This is a genomic window from Shewanella sp. SM73 (assembly GCF_025653795.1).
Classification (GTDB): domain Bacteria; phylum Pseudomonadota; class Gammaproteobacteria; order Enterobacterales; family Shewanellaceae; genus Shewanella; species Shewanella oncorhynchi.
The window spans coordinates 90,793-107,725 of record NZ_JAKKRY010000008.1; the positions used below are offsets into that span (position 1 = coordinate 90,793).

Annotated in this window: 20 protein-coding genes and 4 tRNA genes; 7 read left to right on the forward strand and 17 right to left on the reverse strand. The window is 43.2% G+C overall.

What is annotated here, in order from left to right; all coding sequences use genetic code 11:
- Positions 1–110 precede the first annotated feature (110 nt).
- From L5M51_RS12890 to trmB, 5 genes are all read right to left on the reverse strand, one after another.
- A complete protein-coding gene (locus L5M51_RS12890; protein ID WP_006082526.1) occupies positions 111–1,052 on the reverse strand; it encodes a LysR family transcriptional regulator in 942 nt (313 codons plus the stop codon).
- Between the two features lie 452 nt (positions 1,053–1,504).
- Positions 1,505–2,326, reverse strand: coding sequence for a YggN family protein (locus L5M51_RS12895; protein WP_263142379.1), 822 nt, complete (start codon positions 2,324–2,326; stop codon positions 1,505–1,507).
- Between the two features lie 183 nt (positions 2,327–2,509).
- Positions 2,510–3,424 (reverse strand): glutaminase B, encoded by a 915-nt coding sequence (gene glsB, locus L5M51_RS12900; protein ID WP_168824600.1) that lies wholly within the window; start codon positions 3,422–3,424, stop codon positions 2,510–2,512.
- Complete coding sequence (locus L5M51_RS12905) at positions 3,424–3,750, reverse strand: YggL family protein (RefSeq protein WP_028761293.1); 327 nt, start codon at positions 3,748–3,750, stop codon at positions 3,424–3,426. The genes glsB and L5M51_RS12905 overlap by 1 nt, the downstream gene beginning before the upstream one ends.
- Before the next feature lie 48 nt (positions 3,751–3,798).
- Complete coding sequence (gene trmB / locus L5M51_RS12910; RefSeq protein ID WP_173497616.1) at positions 3,799–4,515, reverse strand: tRNA (guanosine(46)-N7)-methyltransferase TrmB; 717 nt, start codon at positions 4,513–4,515, stop codon at positions 3,799–3,801.
- Between the two features lie 200 nt (positions 4,516–4,715).
- On the opposite strand from trmB, the gene mutY reads away from it, so the two are divergent.
- Together mutY and L5M51_RS12920 are read left to right on the forward strand one after the other, a co-directional pair.
- Positions 4,716–5,807 carry an A/G-specific adenine glycosylase gene (gene mutY / locus L5M51_RS12915; protein ID WP_263173117.1) on the forward strand — a complete coding sequence of 364 codons (1,092 nt, stop codon included), beginning with the start codon at positions 4,716–4,718 and terminating at the stop codon, positions 5,805–5,807.
- A 2-nt stretch (positions 5,808–5,809) separates the two neighbouring features.
- A complete protein-coding gene (locus L5M51_RS12920) occupies positions 5,810–6,088 on the forward strand; it encodes an oxidative damage protection protein (protein WP_263173119.1) in 279 nt (92 codons plus the stop codon).
- An 86-nt stretch (positions 6,089–6,174) separates the two neighbouring features.
- Here the strand turns inward: L5M51_RS12920 and L5M51_RS12925 are convergent, their stop codons facing one another.
- Positions 6,175–6,750, reverse strand: a complete 576-nt coding sequence (locus tag L5M51_RS12925) for a YceI family protein (protein WP_028761297.1) — start codon at positions 6,748–6,750, stop codon at positions 6,175–6,177.
- A 4-nt stretch (positions 6,751–6,754) separates the two neighbouring features.
- A complete protein-coding gene (locus tag L5M51_RS12930) occupies positions 6,755–7,306 on the reverse strand; it encodes a cytochrome b (protein ID WP_263173122.1) in 552 nt (183 codons plus the stop codon).
- Between the two features lie 389 nt (positions 7,307–7,695).
- On the opposite strand from L5M51_RS12930, the gene L5M51_RS12935 reads away from it, so the two are divergent.
- The 4 genes from L5M51_RS12935 to L5M51_RS12950 all read left to right on the forward strand — a co-directional run bounded on the left by L5M51_RS12935 (position 7,696) and on the right by L5M51_RS12950 (position 8,771).
- Positions 7,696–7,771, forward strand: a tRNA-Phe gene (locus tag L5M51_RS12935).
- Between the two features lie 34 nt (positions 7,772–7,805).
- Positions 7,806–7,881 (forward strand) — tRNA-Thr (locus tag L5M51_RS12940).
- Between the two features lie 704 nt (positions 7,882–8,585).
- Positions 8,586–8,661: transfer RNA gene (locus L5M51_RS12945), tRNA-Phe, on the forward strand.
- A gap of 34 nt (positions 8,662–8,695) precedes the next feature.
- Positions 8,696–8,771 (forward strand) — tRNA-Thr (locus L5M51_RS12950).
- Positions 8,772–9,065: 294 nt separating this feature from the next.
- Here L5M51_RS12950 and L5M51_RS12955 read toward each other — a convergent pair.
- The gene (locus L5M51_RS12955; RefSeq protein ID WP_105251863.1) at positions 9,066–9,251 is read right to left on the reverse strand and encodes a hypothetical protein; all 186 of its coding nucleotides are present in this window, start codon (positions 9,249–9,251) and stop codon (positions 9,066–9,068) included.
- A 153-nt stretch (positions 9,252–9,404) separates the two neighbouring features.
- Between L5M51_RS12955 and L5M51_RS12960 the strand changes: the two genes are divergently transcribed.
- The gene (locus L5M51_RS12960) at positions 9,405–9,749 is read left to right on the forward strand and encodes a DUF3634 family protein (protein ID WP_219251287.1); all 345 of its coding nucleotides are present in this window, start codon (positions 9,405–9,407) and stop codon (positions 9,747–9,749) included.
- Positions 9,750–9,832: 83 nt separating this feature from the next.
- Here the strand turns inward: L5M51_RS12960 and L5M51_RS12965 are convergent, their stop codons facing one another.
- The 9 genes from L5M51_RS12965 to L5M51_RS13005 form a co-directional block, all read right to left on the reverse strand.
- Positions 9,833–10,060 (reverse strand): hypothetical protein, encoded by a 228-nt coding sequence (locus L5M51_RS12965; RefSeq protein WP_131523646.1) that lies wholly within the window; start codon positions 10,058–10,060, stop codon positions 9,833–9,835.
- A 360-nt stretch (positions 10,061–10,420) separates the two neighbouring features.
- On the reverse strand, positions 10,421–10,966 hold the full coding sequence (locus L5M51_RS12970; protein WP_105251860.1) for a DUF3833 domain-containing protein: 546 nt from the start codon (positions 10,964–10,966) through the stop codon (positions 10,421–10,423).
- Positions 10,954–11,568 carry a chalcone isomerase family protein gene (locus L5M51_RS12975; protein ID WP_173243619.1) on the reverse strand — a complete coding sequence of 205 codons (615 nt, stop codon included), beginning with the start codon at positions 11,566–11,568 and terminating at the stop codon, positions 10,954–10,956. The genes L5M51_RS12970 and L5M51_RS12975 overlap by 13 nt, the downstream gene beginning before the upstream one ends.
- Before the next feature lie 94 nt (positions 11,569–11,662).
- Positions 11,663–12,244 (reverse strand): DUF2878 domain-containing protein, encoded by a 582-nt coding sequence (locus L5M51_RS12980; protein WP_263173124.1) that lies wholly within the window; start codon positions 12,242–12,244, stop codon positions 11,663–11,665.
- A gap of 91 nt (positions 12,245–12,335) precedes the next feature.
- Complete coding sequence (locus tag L5M51_RS12985; protein ID WP_263173125.1) at positions 12,336–13,610, reverse strand: SAM-dependent methyltransferase; 1,275 nt, start codon at positions 13,608–13,610, stop codon at positions 12,336–12,338.
- Between the two features lies 1 nt (position 13,611).
- The gene (locus L5M51_RS12990; RefSeq protein WP_263173126.1) at positions 13,612–14,436 is read right to left on the reverse strand and encodes a DUF1365 domain-containing protein; all 825 of its coding nucleotides are present in this window, start codon (positions 14,434–14,436) and stop codon (positions 13,612–13,614) included.
- Positions 14,433–15,683: an NAD(P)/FAD-dependent oxidoreductase gene (locus tag L5M51_RS12995; RefSeq protein ID WP_263173128.1), complete on the reverse strand. Its 1,251-nt coding sequence runs from the start codon at positions 15,681–15,683 to the stop codon at positions 14,433–14,435. Before L5M51_RS12995 ends, L5M51_RS12990 begins: the two co-directional genes overlap by 4 nt.
- Positions 15,680–16,480 (reverse strand): SDR family NAD(P)-dependent oxidoreductase, encoded by an 801-nt coding sequence (locus L5M51_RS13000; RefSeq protein ID WP_263173129.1) that lies wholly within the window; start codon positions 16,478–16,480, stop codon positions 15,680–15,682. Before L5M51_RS13000 ends, L5M51_RS12995 begins: the two co-directional genes overlap by 4 nt.
- Complete coding sequence (locus tag L5M51_RS13005) at positions 16,480–16,926, reverse strand: nuclear transport factor 2 family protein (RefSeq protein ID WP_263173130.1); 447 nt, start codon at positions 16,924–16,926, stop codon at positions 16,480–16,482. Before L5M51_RS13005 ends, L5M51_RS13000 begins: the two co-directional genes overlap by 1 nt.
- Positions 16,927–16,933 lie beyond the last annotated feature (7 nt).

The following is a 16,933-nucleotide window of genomic DNA, read 5'->3' on the forward strand; positions in this document are numbered from 1 at the left end:
AGCAAATGTACTCACCAACTCAACCTAAAGTATTGATTTTAAATAGCCATAAAAGTGCTTGGTTAATTTGAAATCACATAAGACTGCTTTTGAGAACAATGTTTCCTATTTTACTGACGTTTACTGAATAATTCGACATAGGGTGCATCCCAATACGGCGGCGTTCCTATGTGATCTTTGATGAATTCGATAAAAGAACTGACCTTAGGTGCTAAGTGCTTACGACGGGGATAAACCGCCTGCAATGGCAGATGGTGGGTCAATTGCCAATCCTTCAGTAAAGGCACTAATGTCCCCTTGGCAATCTCATCTTCCATCAGATAACTCGCAAGATACACAACCCCAAGACCACTGATTGCAGCAGATTTTAATGCAGGCGCATTATCCACCCTGAAATTACCCGATACGCCAATTTCACAGTAGTCATCACCCTTCTTAAATTGCCACATGCTGTGCTCGTGCCACTCTCCTTGATAGACCAAACAGTTGTGGTCAACTAGCTGCTCAGGTCGAGTTGGCTCGCCATGTTGAGCAATATAGCCAGGCGAAGCAACTAACAGGAATTGGCACTTCATCAGAGGTCTAGCAACCATGCCAAGCGGTAATTGCTCAGACATAGTTAACAGTAAGTCTAAGCCTTCGCTCACGACATCCACTTTATGGTCCAGTAAGCTCACTTGTAGCTCAAGCTCAGGGTGTTTTGCCATAAAAGATGGCAACGCAGGAATGATATGCATCACCCCAAAGGATTGGGAAATCCCCACCTTGAGCACGCCGCGGGTCGCATCATTTAAGTTATGCACGCTGGCTATCGCTTGTTCAGCGTCACGCAGCAGTTCTTCACCTTGCAGATACAGCAAATGCCCTGCTTCAGTCAGACTTAAGCTGCGGGTGGTACGTTGAATTAATTGAACACCAAGTCTATGTTCAAGATCGGCGACTTGTGTACTGACCTTAGACTTAGAGATCCCAAGCCTTCTTGCGGCGGCACTAAAACTACCTGCTCTGGCCACATGAGTAAAAATCGCAATAGGTTCTAACAGTTCTAACATGGAAGTCGCCTTAAGCTGTTTACGACAATGATATTAACTTTCGGTGAGCAGCTATGGTTAGCGTAATCATCGCTTAAAAATAACCATAGCATTGATATCTCGCATTAAAATCATATAACGCAGAGATTTAGACCGAAAAAGTCCACTAAAGTAGGGGGTTATATCTGACTGATATGCCAGCTTTTAATTATATTTTAAGAGTATACCAAATATTCGTCTCTAGACTGTAACATTCCGAACTAAATCGCTGCAAGCCTAGCCTATAAGCCACATCAACTTAGCCATAAGGGTTGTCGCCACGATTAAACCGTAGCCAATAAAAAAGCCCCTAGTCGATAAATTGACTAGGGGCGTAGCATTCAAGTTTGACTCATGCACAAGGAGATAGAAGTTATTGCAGTTAAAACTAAGGGCGATTCGCAAGAGATATTTACAAGAACTATTTGCAAGAACTATTCACGCGGTTCCTTGGTTGAGTTTTGTGTCAACACATAAGGTGCTAGTTCAGGCACTTCTTGGCGCAATTGATTTTCAAGCACTAACAGATTTTCAAATCGGTCGCACAAACGGTCAGCCTTAGCTTCTAATCCCTTAGATTGGCTCTCAACTTGTTGCTCAATATCTTGGCCTAAATTGTCCATTTTTTTGGAGAAGGCATCCATCTTGGCTTCAAAATTCTCACCGCCACCAGACATGATTTGGCCACCTAAGTTCATCATAATTGCGCCAATTGAATTCTGGACAATTTGTTCCATTTCCTGCTCGAATTCATCGTTAAATGTACTTTGCATCGAGTCTTCAGTCGCCCCTAAATAGAAGCTATCACCATTCTTATAAGCCACTGAATCAACCCGTTTTTGAACGCCAGCCATCATTTCATCAAATTTTGCACCAGCGGCATCACCCATTAAAGGTGTTAAGGCCATACCAACCGCTTTGGAAGCAAGAGATACTGCCTCATTCACCAGTTCAATCACTTCTGGCACTTGAGTCGAAACTTCATCGGCATATTGAGTAACCAATTTTTTCTGCTTGTCGGTTAAGTTAACTTGCTTACCTTCCACAAATAACTTGTCAACTTCGATGCGATACTTTTCTGTGCCCTTCTCGCTCATGACTAATTTTTTAGGCTCAACCATAACGTCATAATTTAAGGCGACTTCACAGCGTTCATCTATTTTTGGCTCTGTTTGTGCTTGCGCCAGCTGTACGCTAGATGTTCCTAAAATCACGCCAGATAATGCAAATCCAGTTAATAACTTATTTAATTTCATTTTTGTTCGTCCTTTAATCTGAATAATTCGATAAACCTAAACTACTGAATAGCTTATAGCAGGAGACGTGCCAACTTTATAACAATATGATTATGTTGGATTTTGAAATTAAGCACTAAAAGGCCATTAGCGAAATTCGCTAACATTTAGTCTGATAGTGCTAATAAAAAACGAGAGATAAGACTAGAAAATAGAACGACCGAGACGCTGACTTAGATGCTCAAGCATGGCTGTGCCCGCAAGTGAGTTGCCATTATTATCGAGTTCTGGCGACCATACACAAATCGACAGTTCTCCAGGGATCACGGCAATAATACCTCCGCCGACGCCACTTTTACCTGGCATACCAACACGATAAGCAAACTCACCCGCACCATCGTATAAGCCCGAGGTTGCCAACAGAGCGTTAAGTTGTCGAGTTTGCACTTGAGAGATAAGCTCAGACCCTGTGATACTTTTGCCGCGATTAGCCAAATACAACATGGCCTTAGACAAGTCAGCACAATTCATCTTCAAGGCGCAATAATGAAAATAGGTGCGCAGCACAGTATCAACATCGCCTTGAAAATTACCAAAGGACTTCATCAAATAAGCGATAGCCGCATTGCGCGCACTATGCTGATATTCTGAATCTGCTACTTGTTTATCGAAACACACTTTATCGTTTTGGCTTAGTTGCCTGACTAACTCAAGCATTCTGTGTTTAGGTGCACCTAAACGACTCTGCAATAAGTCAGCAATCACTAACGCGCCAGCATTGATAAATGGGTTGCGTGGCTTGCCACGTTCTAACTCGACTTGTACTAAAGAGTTGAATGAATGGCCCGAAGGTTCTTTGCCAACACGGCTCCAGATTTCGGCTTCTTCATATAAAGTTAACGCTAAGGTTAAGCTGAAAACTTTGGAGATACTTTGAATCGAAAACGGCTCAAGGTAATCGCCCGCACCTAAAGTTTCACCGTCAACAGTCGTGACGGCAATACCTAATTTGCCAGCATCAACGCTGGCCAGTGCGGGGATATAATTTGCAACCCTTCCTTGGCCGAGCAAGGGTCGAACTTTCTCGACCACTTCCTCAAGTAATGCCAACTCGGGCATTAACCCCACCAAATGTCGTACAGTTCGCTAACTTCAACCTGAGATACTTTTTGGGTCGCCCAGAATGCCTTAACTGCAGCAATATCTTCTTCGGTACATTTACCAATCGTTTGGGTGGCGATAATGCCTTCCCATTCGATGTGGCCGCCGCCATGGAAACCTAATTTACGGGTTTCGATCACTTCATCGATGAATTTATCTACAGTTGCATCGATATCGGCTTCAGATACTGATGCATCAAAAGTCCAAGCCATATCGAAACCTAACTCTTGGAATTCATCAACGCGCATTTTCTTACGTAAACGACGGCTACGATTAGTTGCCATAGTGATTTTCCCTTTTGTGTTTAAAATTAGCTAAAATTGAGTTCGTGATTAAGCGATACGCTCAAACATCAGATCCCATACACCGTGACCCAGTCTATGGCCGCGGGCTTCAAACTTTGTCAATGGACGATGATCAGGACGCGGCACAACACTACCATCGGCCGACTGGTTTTGATAACCCAGTGCGGCTTGCATCACCTCTAACATATGCTCGCTGTACTCTTCCCAGTCAGTGGCCATATGGAACACACCGCCAATTTTTAGCTTGCGACGAATAAGTTCGGCAAATTCAGCTTGTACGATGCGGCGTTTATGGTGACGTTTTTTATGCCAAGGATCTGGGAAGAACAATTGCACTCGGGCTAATGAACCGTCAGCAATCGCATGTTCTAATACTTCCATGGCATCGTGATGATACACACGTAAATTAGTCACACCAGCAATGGCGGCATCACTGAGGCAAGAGCCTACACCCGGTTTATGTACTTCAATACCAATGAAATTTTGCTCTGGTGCATCTTTAGCCATTTGTACTAAAGAGGCGCCCATGCCAAAGCCTATTTCCAGCACAGTATCAGCTTCACGACCAAAAACGTCGCTTAGTACCAATGGCACTGGGCTGTAATCTAAACCCATTGTTGGCCACTGGCTTTCAATAGCGTGTGCTTGGCCTTTGGTTAAGCGACCTTCTCTCAGGACAAAGCTTCTGATCTTGCGCAGATACTTGCCTTCTTCATTAAATTCAGCGGTAGTGACTTCGCTCATTTTTGCCTCGTCTAGTGGACAACACCATCATAAAAGAAGGGCATTATCCAAAGTTCAACATACAGTGCAAGCACTAATGGGGCGAAAGTATACCAAGATTATTTAAGAGTGCGAATTTAGCAGCGATTTTTAGCTTTAGATCCCTTGCCAACTTATCTTTGACGCTTGTCTAAGAAGATAACTGCCGCTACACTGCGCCGATGAAATCTACAGCCTCCTTCGCTACACGTATCGTCTCTTGGTACGACAATCACGGTCGTAAAACCCTCCCTTGGCAGCAAGATAAAACCCCATATCGCGTATGGGTTTCTGAAATTATGCTGCAACAAACTCAGGTTGCGACTGTTATTCCCTATTATCTTAAATTTATGGCGCGTTTCCCCGATGTGTTAGCACTTGCTAACACGCCAGACGATGAGGTATTACATCATTGGACCGGTCTTGGCTATTACGCTAGGGCGCGTAATCTGCATAAAGCAGCCAAAATAATCCGCGATGATTATCAGGGATTATTTCCAACACATTTTGAACAAGTGCTCGCCCTACCTGGCATCGGCCGCTCGACGGCAGGCGCAGTATTGTCATTGTCACTTGGGCAACATCACCTCATTCTCGATGGCAACGTAAAACGTGTATTAGCAAGACATGGGGCAATCGCAGGTTGGCCAGGGCAAAAGACGGTTGAAGAGCAACTTTGGCAACTGACGGATGCCTTCACACCGCAGCAAGATATTCAGAAATATAATCAAGCCATGATGGATATCGGCGCCAGTATTTGCACTCGTAGCAAACCTAACTGTGCCGCTTGCCCTGTAGCGATTGATTGCAAAGCTCAACTGATTGGCAGACAAACCGATTTCCCTGGCAAAAAACCTAAAAAAACCATACCAACCAAAGCGGCGTGGATGTTAGTGGTGATGCAAGACAACCAAGTCTTTTTAGCTAAACGTCCGCCAGCGGGAATTTGGGGCGGACTCTGGTGTTTCCCTGAATTCGCTACCCAAGCCGCCCTTGAAACTCATCTTGAAGAGCAAGGGTTTGATGCGCAGCAACTCGAATGGTTAACTGGCTTTAGGCACACATTTAGCCACTTTCATTTAGATATTCAGCCCATGATGCTTAATCTAGATAAAGCCCTCGGCAATAAAGAGAGCGTGGGCGCTGTCATGGAACAAAACCAGTCTCTCTGGTATAACATAAGTCATCCTTCCAAAGTGGGACTCGCCGCCGCCACCGAGCGCGTGCTAGCCAATTTGGGATCACTCGTTCAATCCGCAGTCAGTAAGGAATAATCATGGCGCGTACAGTCAATTGCGTATATTTAAATAAAAAAGCCGACGGCCTAGACTTTCAACTGTATCCAGGTGATTTAGGTAAGCGCATTTTTGATAACATCAGCAAAGAAGCTTGGGGCCTATGGCAAAAAAAGCAAACCATGCTGATCAACGAGAAAAAACTCAACATGATGAATGTTGATGATCGTAAATTTCTTGAAGAACAAATGACCTCTTTCCTATTTGAAGGTAAAGATGTTGAAATTGAAGGTTTTGTACCAGAAAAAGACCAAGATTAATTCTGGTCGTTAGTCGGCCCTAAGTATAAAGCTTACAAAAAAGCGCCTTTCGGCGCTTTTTGTTTATCTAATGGCAGAATAAAGAGTTACTTACGCACGCCTTCAACCACTAGATCTAACTCAACATGGCTAGATGCTGGACCTAAATCCATCTTGATACCGAAATCTTTCATCGCAAAGGTGGTTGTGCCCGTAAAACCGGCACGGTAGCCACCCCAAGGATCCTGACCTTCACCCACAGCATGGGCCTTGATCGCTAATGGTTTAGTCACACCATTTAAAGTTAAGTTACCGTTAATCACTAAATCGCCATTTCCTTTATCTTCCACCGAAGTAGATGCAAAGGTCGCTTTAGCGAATTTGCCAGTATTAAGGAAATCTTCACCGCGAATATGTTTGTCACGCTCAGCATGGTTTGAATCGACACTTAATGTATTCACTGTGACATTCACTTTCATCGCAGTTGGTTTAGCCGCATCGTAGCTAAAATCGCCGCTAAAATCATTAAAACGCCCCACCACATAGCTATAACCTAAGTGATTCACTTTAAATGTAATAGAAGCGTGAGCGCCTTCATGATCAATCACATAGTCAGCAGCTGAAGCCGCCACAGGAGCCAATAGAGATACACCAATCAGTGCGCTTAACAGTTGCTTTTTCATTGTATTATCCTCGTTTAAATTTAATCATTCTAAGTAGGGTAGTGTCTTTATCGATAAAGTGATGTTTTAATGCGCCCGCCGCGTGAATAACGACCAGCGCGATCAAGCAGTAAGCCGCATACTGGTGAATATCACCCGCGATATCAGCTTGGTTTTCAAACAAAAGTCCCAATCCTGGTAGTTCAAACCAATCAAACACCCAGATACCACGGCCATCTGCGGTTGAGATTAAAATGCCAGCAGTCATGATGACAAAGAGCAAGATATAAATAATAAAATGCACCAAATGTGCGGCCGTCTTTTCCCACGGTTTATGACTCGCCTCAGGTACAGGCTTGGGATTAACTAAGCGCCATACCAAACGAAATATTGTCGCAGCCAATAACAGAATCCCAATACTTTTATGTAGATGCGGCGCAGTCTTGTACCAAGTACTGTAGTAGGTTAACTCCACCATCCACACACCGACTGCAAATAACCCAATCACGACGAACGCACTCAACCAATGGGTCACAATGGCGGTAATTCCATAAGCAAACTGACTATTTCGAAACATACTGCGACTCCGTACTCGCGTTTTCTTCATGCTATCCATGAAATAATATTCATTATCATAAATCTAAATTTAAAAACTAAAATCAGTAAAAATCGCTTATATCTTTCTAAATTTTAGAAAGTAAGCCAAAAATCATGATCTGTGAGCACAAAGCTATAGTAAACATCAGTATCCCTCTGACTTGAAAAATACAGCCAACGAATGAAATTGGGCTGAATTCGCAAAATAAGAGATAAAAAACACTCAAGATGTGCATTAAACAGCCGAACGAGTGATTTATCAGGAAAAAGCACTTGCAGAGGTCAAACACCCTAGCTAATATAGCCGCACTTCGAACGATACTGCTTAGCCAACAAGTTCAAAGTAGTTAACTAACGCTTAGTTTAGTTGCCCGAATAGCTCAGTCGGTAGAGCAGAGGATTGAAAATCCTCGTGTCCCTGGTTCGATTCCGGGTTCGGGCACCATTATTCTGTAGTAAAAATTGCAGTAAAGATTTAAGCCGGCATAGCTCAGTTGGTAGAGCAACTGACTTGTAATCAGTAGGTCCCGAGTTCGACTCTTGGTGCCGGCACCATATAAAACAATGAAACCACTCAATGAGTGGTTTTTTTGTATCTGAAATTTGAATAAAAACTCACAAAGTCTGTGGTCAATCGCAACTGACTTACTCTTGATAATACCAGTAGGTCCCGAGTTCGACTCTTGGTGCCGGCACCATATAAAACAATGAAGCCACTCAATGAGTGGCTTTTTTGTATCTGAAATTTGAATAAAAACTCACAAAGTCTGTGGCCAATCGCAACTGACTTACTCTTGATAATATCAGTATGTCCCGAGTTAGACTCTTGGTGCCGCTGGCACTATATAAAACAATGAAGCCACTCGCTTACTCTTAGTTACTCCGCTTAGTTACACCCCATAAATATCAGCCAGCCATCAATCAAAGCTCAACAATACCCACTGCGCCCCACAGCCCCTTGCTTGCAACAGATGAGCTTAAACCTTAATTTTTCCTCCAAAATAGAAGATAAATGAATGAGGAAGCTAGGATAAACAGCCAAAAGGAACACCTACTGGCGTTAAAGTGCTGAAACTTTCAGCGGTAAAATAAGGGGAAAACGAAAGAATCAAATAAATAAGCGCATTTTGTTTAATAGTTAATCAGTCACTTAAAAAGGGCTTGCACAGCTAAAGCGAGCACTATATTATACGCGCACTTCGAGCGAACAAGGTCTTCACAACTTAGTTCAAAGTAGTTAACTAACGCTTAGTTTAGTTGCCCGAATAGCTCAGTCGGTAGAGCAGAGGATTGAAAATCCTCGTGTCCCTGGTTCGATTCCGGGTTCGGGCACCATTATTCTGTAGTAAAAATTGCAGTAAAGATTTAAGCCGGCATAGCTCAGTTGGTAGAGCAACTGACTTGTAATCAGTAGGTCCCGAGTTCGACTCTTGGTGCCGGCACCATATAAACAATGAAGCCACTCAATGAGTGGCTTTTTTGTATCTGAAATTTGAAGTGTTTCAAAGCAAAACACAACGAACTTCCCTCAGTAATAACTGATAGCGCCCTCAATACTGGCACAATAAACGTTCAAATCGAGCGTTAAGATAATTTATTGACTTCATGCAACAGACAATCACTTAATCCTTTACCCCTATAAATGATAGTTTTATATTCGCCACATAAAAAAGCCACTCATTATTGAGTGGCTTTGCGTTCTTATACAAACTATCTAGTTCCAAATGACTCAATCGTGCTTATTTGATGAGCTCGAGTGGCATAGGCCTATCACCTGCTTGAACTTGATGTTGAACATGGCGCCACCCTTGAGTGAGCTCACTTAGATGTGCTTTTCTCTCGGGGAAATGTGTAGCAAGTTTTTCGATAACATCAATTTGCTTCTTACACAATAATGACCAACGATCTGCATTTGATAAGTACATGGCGTTTTCCTTAACTGAGGGGTTACTTTTCCTTAGCCAGTTAAGTCTAGGCTGGAATCATTTTATTGCCAATTCAAAATTGCGCGTTAGCGCACTGTTAAAACAACTAACTCGGGAGTATCTTGGTTCTATAAACATAAGATAGGAGGCGTTATGACAGCCGATATTTTCAAACTCATTTTTGTCGCTATTGGTATATTTCTCGTTTACAAACTGATATTTGGTGGCAAGAAAGGTCTGACTATTTTTGAAATGCATTTTAAAGATGGCCGTATGACTCAGCATAAGGGCAAGATCCCCGAACGATTCGAACGGGAATGCCGCCAAATCGCTAAAACCGAAAAACTGACTTGTACTGTTAGGGCTGAAAAAACAGGAGATGTACGCTTACATATTTCTGCCAACGTGAGTGACAATGTAAAGCAAAGGATTCGTAATCTGTTTCCGTTTGAATATTATGACAAAAAATCGATAGATAACAGTCGTCAAGCGGGTTAGCTCTTCGCCTCTCCCCTTGCAACCTTAATACTTGCTATTGATAGTTAAGTATTGAGGTTGAAGTGAGTTCCTAAGGCATTTTCTTATTTAAACTTAACTGGATACCTAGGTTTTAGAAAATCGGATTCTAACTGGCCGTCTTTTCTCGCATCTCGAATACGACGTTCATTATCTTGCACCATAGGATCGCTTGCGGGTTGATGAGGATCGACTTGTTTCTCAGAATGATCCTCAAACTTAAAGTCAAAAGATGAACAAGCAGTTAACGACAGACTAAAAAATACTCCCCATAAAACAACGTGTTTATTCATCGACTACCCCCTATCTATTTAGACTTAGATTTAGACTTAGATTTAGACTTAGATTTAGACTTAAACTTAGACTTAAGCTCAGATTAATTAAATTTAAACAATGGGTTGCAATAACCTTACCCCCATATATCACTTATGCCACTAGCAAAAATGCCTAGCTGCAACTTTGGTTTGACTTCAACACTTTAATGCAGAAAAAAGGGGGTTATTAGCCAAGCTATACTGTTTAAGCCAATTTAAGTCTTAATCAACATTTAAGTCTTAATCAACATTTAAGCCTTAATCAACATTTAAGCCTTAATCAACAGAGTTAATCCAAGACAAACTGGGGTAAGCCAACTTAACTAAAAATTGCTGAGACTATTTTTGAATAACTAAAGTGACTTTAGCAACTGTGATGCCAAACTTAATAATATCGCTCTGATTTATAATGGTATTATCATTCACTAAGAACATCCAATCGTCGAAATGAACTTGATATTCCTCACCATCCACAGGCAATAACATATCGTATTTCCAACGTAGCGCACTGCCGCTAGATTGGCCATCGGCAGTCCCGATAATGTCACCTGCAGTTCCTGAGTATCGCCCTTCCCCTAGTGCCTTAATGCGCCATACACGCGTTTGAGTTTCACCATCATCATACACAAACCATTCATTAATGACCCCCTCACTTCCCTGCCAACTGGCTTCCATAATGACATTGAATTTGCGGATTACTTTGCCACTAAAATCTTGTACGACCCCAGAGGCTTTTAATGGTCCATTAAAAAATGACTCCAAAACCAATGTCGGATGAGTGTCTTTATAATCAGTCACTTCCACCGATGAACAACTCGACAACAGCCCTATCATTATTAAACCTAAAAATAACTTTCGGCCGACAAGCCGTTTCAACAATCGCATGGTTTTTCTCCGAGTAATTGCGCCCGCAAACTAGGACGACTAGTGGCTTTCGATAACCAAATCGCTAAAAATGCCTCAGCAAAATTAGCATCATGGATAATGTCGAGTGGTTGATGATTAAAGAAAAACTGACTCGTTTGTCCATCTATCACCTTAAAACTTAAATGGTCGCCCTGCTTCACATCGGGCCAAGTCGCATTTAATAAACCCAACCAACGTTGGATATCATTTTCGGCAAACGCTAGATGCTTCCATTGATCTTTTGTCGCTTCGAGCAAATCCTCTGACTCAATATCTCGATAATATTCAATATCTAACAGCAGAGGATATTGCCCCTGTTGATAACGGCCATTTACCGTCATCAGTCTGGCCTTATACAAACTAAACCACAGCCAATCCATTTCTCCGCGGCCCACTTCCTGAAAAGTCTGCGTCACATCGGCGGCATCATTCAGTTCGATAGTAATGTTTTCAAAATCAGGCGTTTTCGCCTCTAACGCTTTTAAAGGTGCGGCCAATAAACTGAGGGCCAATAGACTTAAGCAGCTTGAATTCAAAAATGAAAAACCAAGATTTGGGCTACGATTACGAACTGACGACATGGGATCCCCCTTTTACTGCATAATGTCTTACAACTGGTACTTAACTAAAAACGGCATAATGGCTTAACCGCGATCAATTCCTACAACTCAATAATTAACGCCCAAACACAGTAAAAGAGCGAGCCTTAGTGCTTCGATTAAATCCATAGGGATTAGCAAGTTGGATTAAAAATGGCAGCAAGACTAGCCAAACCAAAAATAACACCACAGCAGAAATAACATTGCCATAGGGCAAACTCACGGCATTAAATTGTGCGCCAGCCAAATAGCTTAACCCACCAAATATGCCCCCGAGTAACGCCTGAAATATCAGCGGTAAAGGTCGCATAAAGGCCAAACTATGATTCAGAGTCAAAGCAAAATGCAGCCACAGGCAACCAAGCCACCAAGGGAAAAGAGCAAACTCAAACCCCCCTAAAACAGAGAGTACTGTATCTACGCCTATTCCTAAGGCTGCAACCTTTAGCATCAATAGCAAATCAACTTTGCGATACCCGGGCTTACTTAAGGAAGCTAGCAGGATAAAGTGAAATAATAACAAAGGGATAGTTAACAACAGAGAGGTGTTAAGCCAAAGTACACTAGACCACCATACAGCCTGAAAACTCAAGGCGTTATAGAGAATAAAGCCCTGATGTTTAAAAGGAACCCGAGAGTTAGCTAACATGGACTTCATCTTTGCCTCACTTTTATCTTGCTGTAAACAAAGCGGCTCATTCCAACGAAAATGGTTATTTCCACTAAAGTGACTGCTTAATCAAAACAAATTACGTCGCATTAGGGCTATGGCTTGGGAGATGATGGCTAGCAATGCGATAGTCCGGACGCACAGCCACTAAATGCACTGTGCTTGTGGTACGTTCTAAAAATCCACCTTCACAATAACTTAGGTAAAATTTCCACATCCGAATAAAATCATCGCCATAACCTAAAGCTTGGATTTCGCCTATCGCATGATCAAAATTCTCATGCCAATGTTTTAAGGTTTTAGCGTAATCGAGCCCCATATCATTGAGCGACCAGACCACCATGTCCGTCTGTTTGGCAATGTGACCGACCATTTGGCTCACTGAGGGTAAGCAGCCACCGGGGAAAATATAACGCTGAATAAAATCCACACTTTTGCGATAACTGTCGTAACGTTGATCGGCAATCGTTATCGCCTGTAGCAGCATGCGCCCATTGGGTTTTAATAATGACTCCAGCTTTTTAAAGAAGCCTGGCAAATACTCATGCCCTACCGCTTCAATCATCTCGATAGAAACAACCCTGTCGTATGCTCCAGTCAGATTGCGATAGTCCTCTGTCAACAGCGTCACTTTATCGCTTAGCCCTTCGCGTTCGACACGGGCTTTGGTATAGGCATATTGCGCATCTGAAATCGTTGTTGTTGTCACGTGTACGCCATAATGCTTAGCCGCATAAATAGCCAGTGCGCCCCAGCCTGTACCAATCTCAAGCAAGGTTTGACCTGGCTGTAAATCGAGTCGTTCACAAATAGTCATCAGCTTAAACAACTGCGCTTCCTGCAAACTGGCTTCCTCATGGGGATAAAGCGCACTCGAATACAACATTTCACGGTCGAGGAATTGCTCATACATAGCATTACCCAAATCATAGTGGGCGAGAATATTGCGCTTTGAGCCCTCTTGAGAATTGCGATTCAGCACATGCTTCACACGGTTTATCGTGCCAGTTAACCAAGAGAATTTGGCTTCAATCTTATCGAGTAAGGCTAAATTACGGGCAAACAGTTGTACGATTTTGGTGAGATCAGGGCTCGTCCAATGGCCTTGAATATAACCTTCACCCGCACCAATGGAGCCTGAAAGCATGATTTGACGATAAAAACTCGGGTGTTTAACCACAAGCGTGGCGTGCAAGTCGGTATGACTCTCACCAAAACGATAACTCTTGTCACCCTCAACCAAGGTCAAGCAGCCATGTGGGAGACTTTCCAGCGCCTTAAGCAAGACTTTACGCGCAATACTGTCGGGCAGTTTCCCTGTGGTGACTGAGGTTTGCGAAGCCGTATTTTCCATGTTATTTCTCCATCTGAGCTGGATGCGGCACAAAGGGCACACGTTTAAAAAAGAGTTTTAGCGCTTGCCAATAAATCCCGAAGAAGATCTTGAGAGTCATAAAAGGGAAGCGAAACAAAAGCGTCCGTAAATTGGCCGCCGTTATCGGTTGGCGTTTCATCACTAAATTGGCATTAAACAGTTTTTTGCCATTCTCTTGCATCGACTTGTTTTCAATACCGATGTTTAAGTCTTCACTCGGCGCAGACACATGCCAGAGATAACGCATATCGAGAGTCATAAAGGGAGACACGTGAAACACTTTGTCAGAAGGTTTGGGCGCGGCTAAATCGACTAAATAGCAATGGCGCTGATCCCAAGGCGTGTTACTCACCTCGGCCAACATGTATAAAGGCGTTTGATCTTGATAACAAAAGTAGAAATTTACTGGGCTAAAATACACGCCAAAATGGCGGATCTGACCCACAAACAAAACTCGATCGCACAGTTTATCTGCGCCTAACGCTGCCACTTGAGTCAATACGCGACTCTTAAGTGCAGCGGCGCTCGGATCGACAACAGCCACTTCACTACTGTCATTGGATGTAGTCGTAAAAGAAGTTAAATAGTCTTTAGGATTGAATCTCAGTAAAGCGCGGCGCTGGCTGGCAAAAACTCGCCCCATGGCACTGATCTTATCGACCTCATCTAAATCAATCGCCAACAGCGCCATGGCATAACTAAAGCTATGTTTAATCGGCGTAAAACGGCAGTGGGATACAGTGCCGTAATAAATACCGCTATTGAGCTCTGTCATATTTAGACCTGTCACATTTAAACCTGTCATAGGCTGACACCAAAATGGGCACACACATCAAGTGCACTGCGAACGCCATCTTCATGGAAACCATTGTGCCAATAGGCGCCAGCAAAATGAGTATGATTTTGCCCGGATATTTCCTCACGGCGGCCCTGAGCCTTAAGACTGGCTTCGTTAAACACTGGGTGGGCATAATTGAAGCGGCGTATCACTTTCGACTCATCAATCAACTCTGACTGATTCAAGGTGACACAAAAGGTCGGCGCATTGGCTGGCAACTGTTGCAGTATGTTCATGTTGTAAGTCACTGATGCTGGAAGTTTTAGATTACCATCTAACCTATAGTTCCAACTCGCCCAAGCGGCTTTTCGCTTCGGTAAAATACGCGTATCCATATGCAGCACCACATCGTTATTCTGGTAGCTGAGGTCGCCTAAAATGGCGCGTTCTGTTGGCGTAGGATCGTTTAACATACGCAGTGCTTGGTCGCTATGACAGGCTAAAATCACCTCATCGAATTCCAACCATTCACCGTGAACTTGTAACTTCACCCCATTGCCATGGCGTTCAATACCTGTCACGGGTGAGTTAAGGCGGATATTGTCTTTAAAGGGCGCAATAAGATCAGGAATATAGCTACGCGAGCCCCCCTTTAGCACATACCACTGGGGCCTATCACTGACATTTAATAAACCGTGGTGTTGGAAGAAGCGAATAAAAAACTTCAACGAAAACGCACGCATATCTTCTATGCTCGAAGACCAAATTGCCGCGCCCATGGGCAAAATATAGTGCTCGGCAAAAAAGCGCGAAAAGTTTTCACTGTCTAAATAATCACCTAAGTTGCCTTCAGGGTAAATATCCTGTTGATAGAGTGCCTTACAGCCTTTATTGAAGCGCAATATTTCTTTTAAAAAGGCCCAAAAGCGTGGATTCAGGAGGTTACGCTTTTGGGCAAACAAACTGCCTAAATTGTGGCCGTTGTATTCAAGCCCAGTCAGCGCATTGTGCACGCTAAAACTCATCTCAGTCGGTAATATGGTGACATTAAGGCGAGCCAATAAACGTTCAAATCGTGGATACGTTCTGTCATTAAACACGATGAAACCTGTGTCTATAGCGTAGGTTTGCCCTTGATGCTCCACATCGACTGTCGCCGTGTGGCCGCCGATATAGTCATTGGCCTCAAACACTGTAACCCTGTGCGACTCACTTAATAGATGGCCACAGGTTAATCCAGAAATGCCGGTGCCGACGATGGCGATATTTTTCATAAACTCTTGTCCTTTAGCGGCTTGGCTTGAGTATCGTTTGCAATCATTTTTTGCCACACAAAGGCAGGTAAAAACGACATCAACTTCAATAGATAAGTAAAGCGTCGCGGAAAATGGATCTCGCGCTTGCCACCTTTCAGCCCATTACGTATCGCCTTAGAAGCGGTTTGTACACTCACTTGCATTGGCATAGAAAAATCATTTTTTGCGGTCAGTGGTGTCGCCACAAAACCAGGGCAAATCAAGCTCACGCCTATGTCGTTCTTGGCAAGATCGAGCGCAAGACTCGAGGCTAAATACTGCACGCCGGCTTTAGAGGCGCCGTAAGCTTCAGCGCGAGGGAAAGGTAAATAAATAGCACTAGAACTCATTAAGCCAATACGTGAACCCCTTGGCATTAAAGGTAAAAATGCCCCGAGGCAATATCCCATTGCAATTAGATTGGTATAGATAACGCGCTCGAACAACACATCATCGAAAGCCTTAGCATCATCAATATATTCACAACTGCCCGCATTCAAAATGACCAAATCGAGCTGAGAATCTGTTTTCGCCAATAGCTCAGCTACATTTTGGCCAGCTTGTTGAACTTGGTCGCGCTGGGATATATCAAAAATTAACAACGTAGCACCGACGAGTTCATTCAAGGCTAACGCCTCTAACCTTTGCAGCGAGCGGCCACAGGCAATGACGTGCCAACCTAAAGCCAAATAGTCTTGCGCCAGTTGCAATCCAATGCCTGAGCTTGCACCTGTAATCAGCACTGTATTTATTTTCATCGGCTTAACAGCGTCCATTACTTTGCCGCCCTGTCTTTGAGTAAGCGGATAAGGCCGCCCATACAAGGCAAATGCTCATACAACATTTGCCCTAAGTCGAAGTAATCCCTGTGAAAATAAATCTTGTCGTTAAATTTAAGTTGGCTCATGCCATCAACACGGATAAGTCCACCTTTATTCAACTTAGGGTGGCTATATTCCATCAGCCAAAACAGCGCGGCTTGATTCGCATCCTGCTGCACTTCTTTGATCTCAAAATGAATATGCTTAACATTCTTATATAACTTCGCGAAGTACTGAGTTAACGCCGCTAGCCCTGTGATTTGATGCATAGGATCGGTAAAGCAAATATTGTCGTCATAAACATGAGCTAACAGATGCAAGTTATCTTTATTTAAAGCTTGATAAAGCTGAATAAAATCATCAACAAGCGTATTAGTCTCAGTCGTCGCTTGGTTTGTCATCTTGCTA

Bases quoted from the DNA above. Each gene is read 5' to 3' on its own strand.
- L5M51_RS12895 (WP_263142379.1), bottom strand. From the start codon at position 2,326: ATGAAATTAAATAAGTTATTAACTGGATTTGCATTATCTGGCGTGATT.
- L5M51_RS13005 (WP_263173130.1), bottom strand. From the start codon at position 16,926: ATGACAAACCAAGCGACGACTGAGACTAATACGCTTGTTGATGATTTT.
- trmB (WP_173497616.1), bottom strand. From the start codon at position 4,515: ATGAGCGAAGTCACTACCGCTGAATTTAATGAAGAAGGCAAGTATCTG.
- L5M51_RS12930 (WP_263173122.1), bottom strand. From the start codon at position 7,306: ATGTTTCGAAATAGTCAGTTTGCTTATGGAATTACCGCCATTGTGACC.
- L5M51_RS12980 (WP_263173124.1), bottom strand. From the start codon at position 12,244: ATGAAGTCCATGTTAGCTAACTCTCGGGTTCCTTTTAAACATCAGGGC.
- L5M51_RS12995 (WP_263173128.1), bottom strand. From the start codon at position 15,683: ATGAAAAATATCGCCATCGTCGGCACCGGCATTTCTGGATTAACCTGT.
- L5M51_RS12890 (WP_006082526.1), bottom strand. From the start codon at position 1,052: ATGTTAGAACTGTTAGAACCTATTGCGATTTTTACTCATGTGGCCAGA.
- L5M51_RS12970 (WP_105251860.1), bottom strand. From the start codon at position 10,966: ATGCGATTGTTGAAACGGCTTGTCGGCCGAAAGTTATTTTTAGGTTTA.
- mutY (WP_263173117.1), top strand. From the start codon at position 4,716: ATGAAATCTACAGCCTCCTTCGCTACACGTATCGTCTCTTGGTACGAC.
- L5M51_RS12975 (WP_173243619.1), bottom strand. From the start codon at position 11,568: ATGTCGTCAGTTCGTAATCGTAGCCCAAATCTTGGTTTTTCATTTTTG.
- L5M51_RS12985 (WP_263173125.1), bottom strand. From the start codon at position 13,610: ATGGAAAATACGGCTTCGCAAACCTCAGTCACCACAGGGAAACTGCCC.
- L5M51_RS12955 (WP_105251863.1), bottom strand. From the start codon at position 9,251: ATGTACTTATCAAATGCAGATCGTTGGTCATTATTGTGTAAGAAGCAA.
- L5M51_RS12990 (WP_263173126.1), bottom strand. From the start codon at position 14,436: ATGACAGGTTTAAATGTGACAGGTCTAAATATGACAGAGCTCAATAGC.
- L5M51_RS12905 (WP_028761293.1), bottom strand. From the start codon at position 3,750: ATGGCAACTAATCGTAGCCGTCGTTTACGTAAGAAAATGCGCGTTGAT.
- L5M51_RS12920 (WP_263173119.1), top strand. From the start codon at position 5,810: ATGGCGCGTACAGTCAATTGCGTATATTTAAATAAAAAAGCCGACGGC.
- L5M51_RS13000 (WP_263173129.1), bottom strand. From the start codon at position 16,480: ATGGACGCTGTTAAGCCGATGAAAATAAATACAGTGCTGATTACAGGT.
- L5M51_RS12965 (WP_131523646.1), bottom strand. From the start codon at position 10,060: ATGAATAAACACGTTGTTTTATGGGGAGTATTTTTTAGTCTGTCGTTA.
- L5M51_RS12925 (WP_028761297.1), bottom strand. From the start codon at position 6,750: ATGAAAAAGCAACTGTTAAGCGCACTGATTGGTGTATCTCTATTGGCT.
- glsB (WP_168824600.1), bottom strand. From the start codon at position 3,424: ATGCCCGAGTTGGCATTACTTGAGGAAGTGGTCGAGAAAGTTCGACCC.
- L5M51_RS12960 (WP_219251287.1), top strand. From the start codon at position 9,405: ATGACAGCCGATATTTTCAAACTCATTTTTGTCGCTATTGGTATATTT.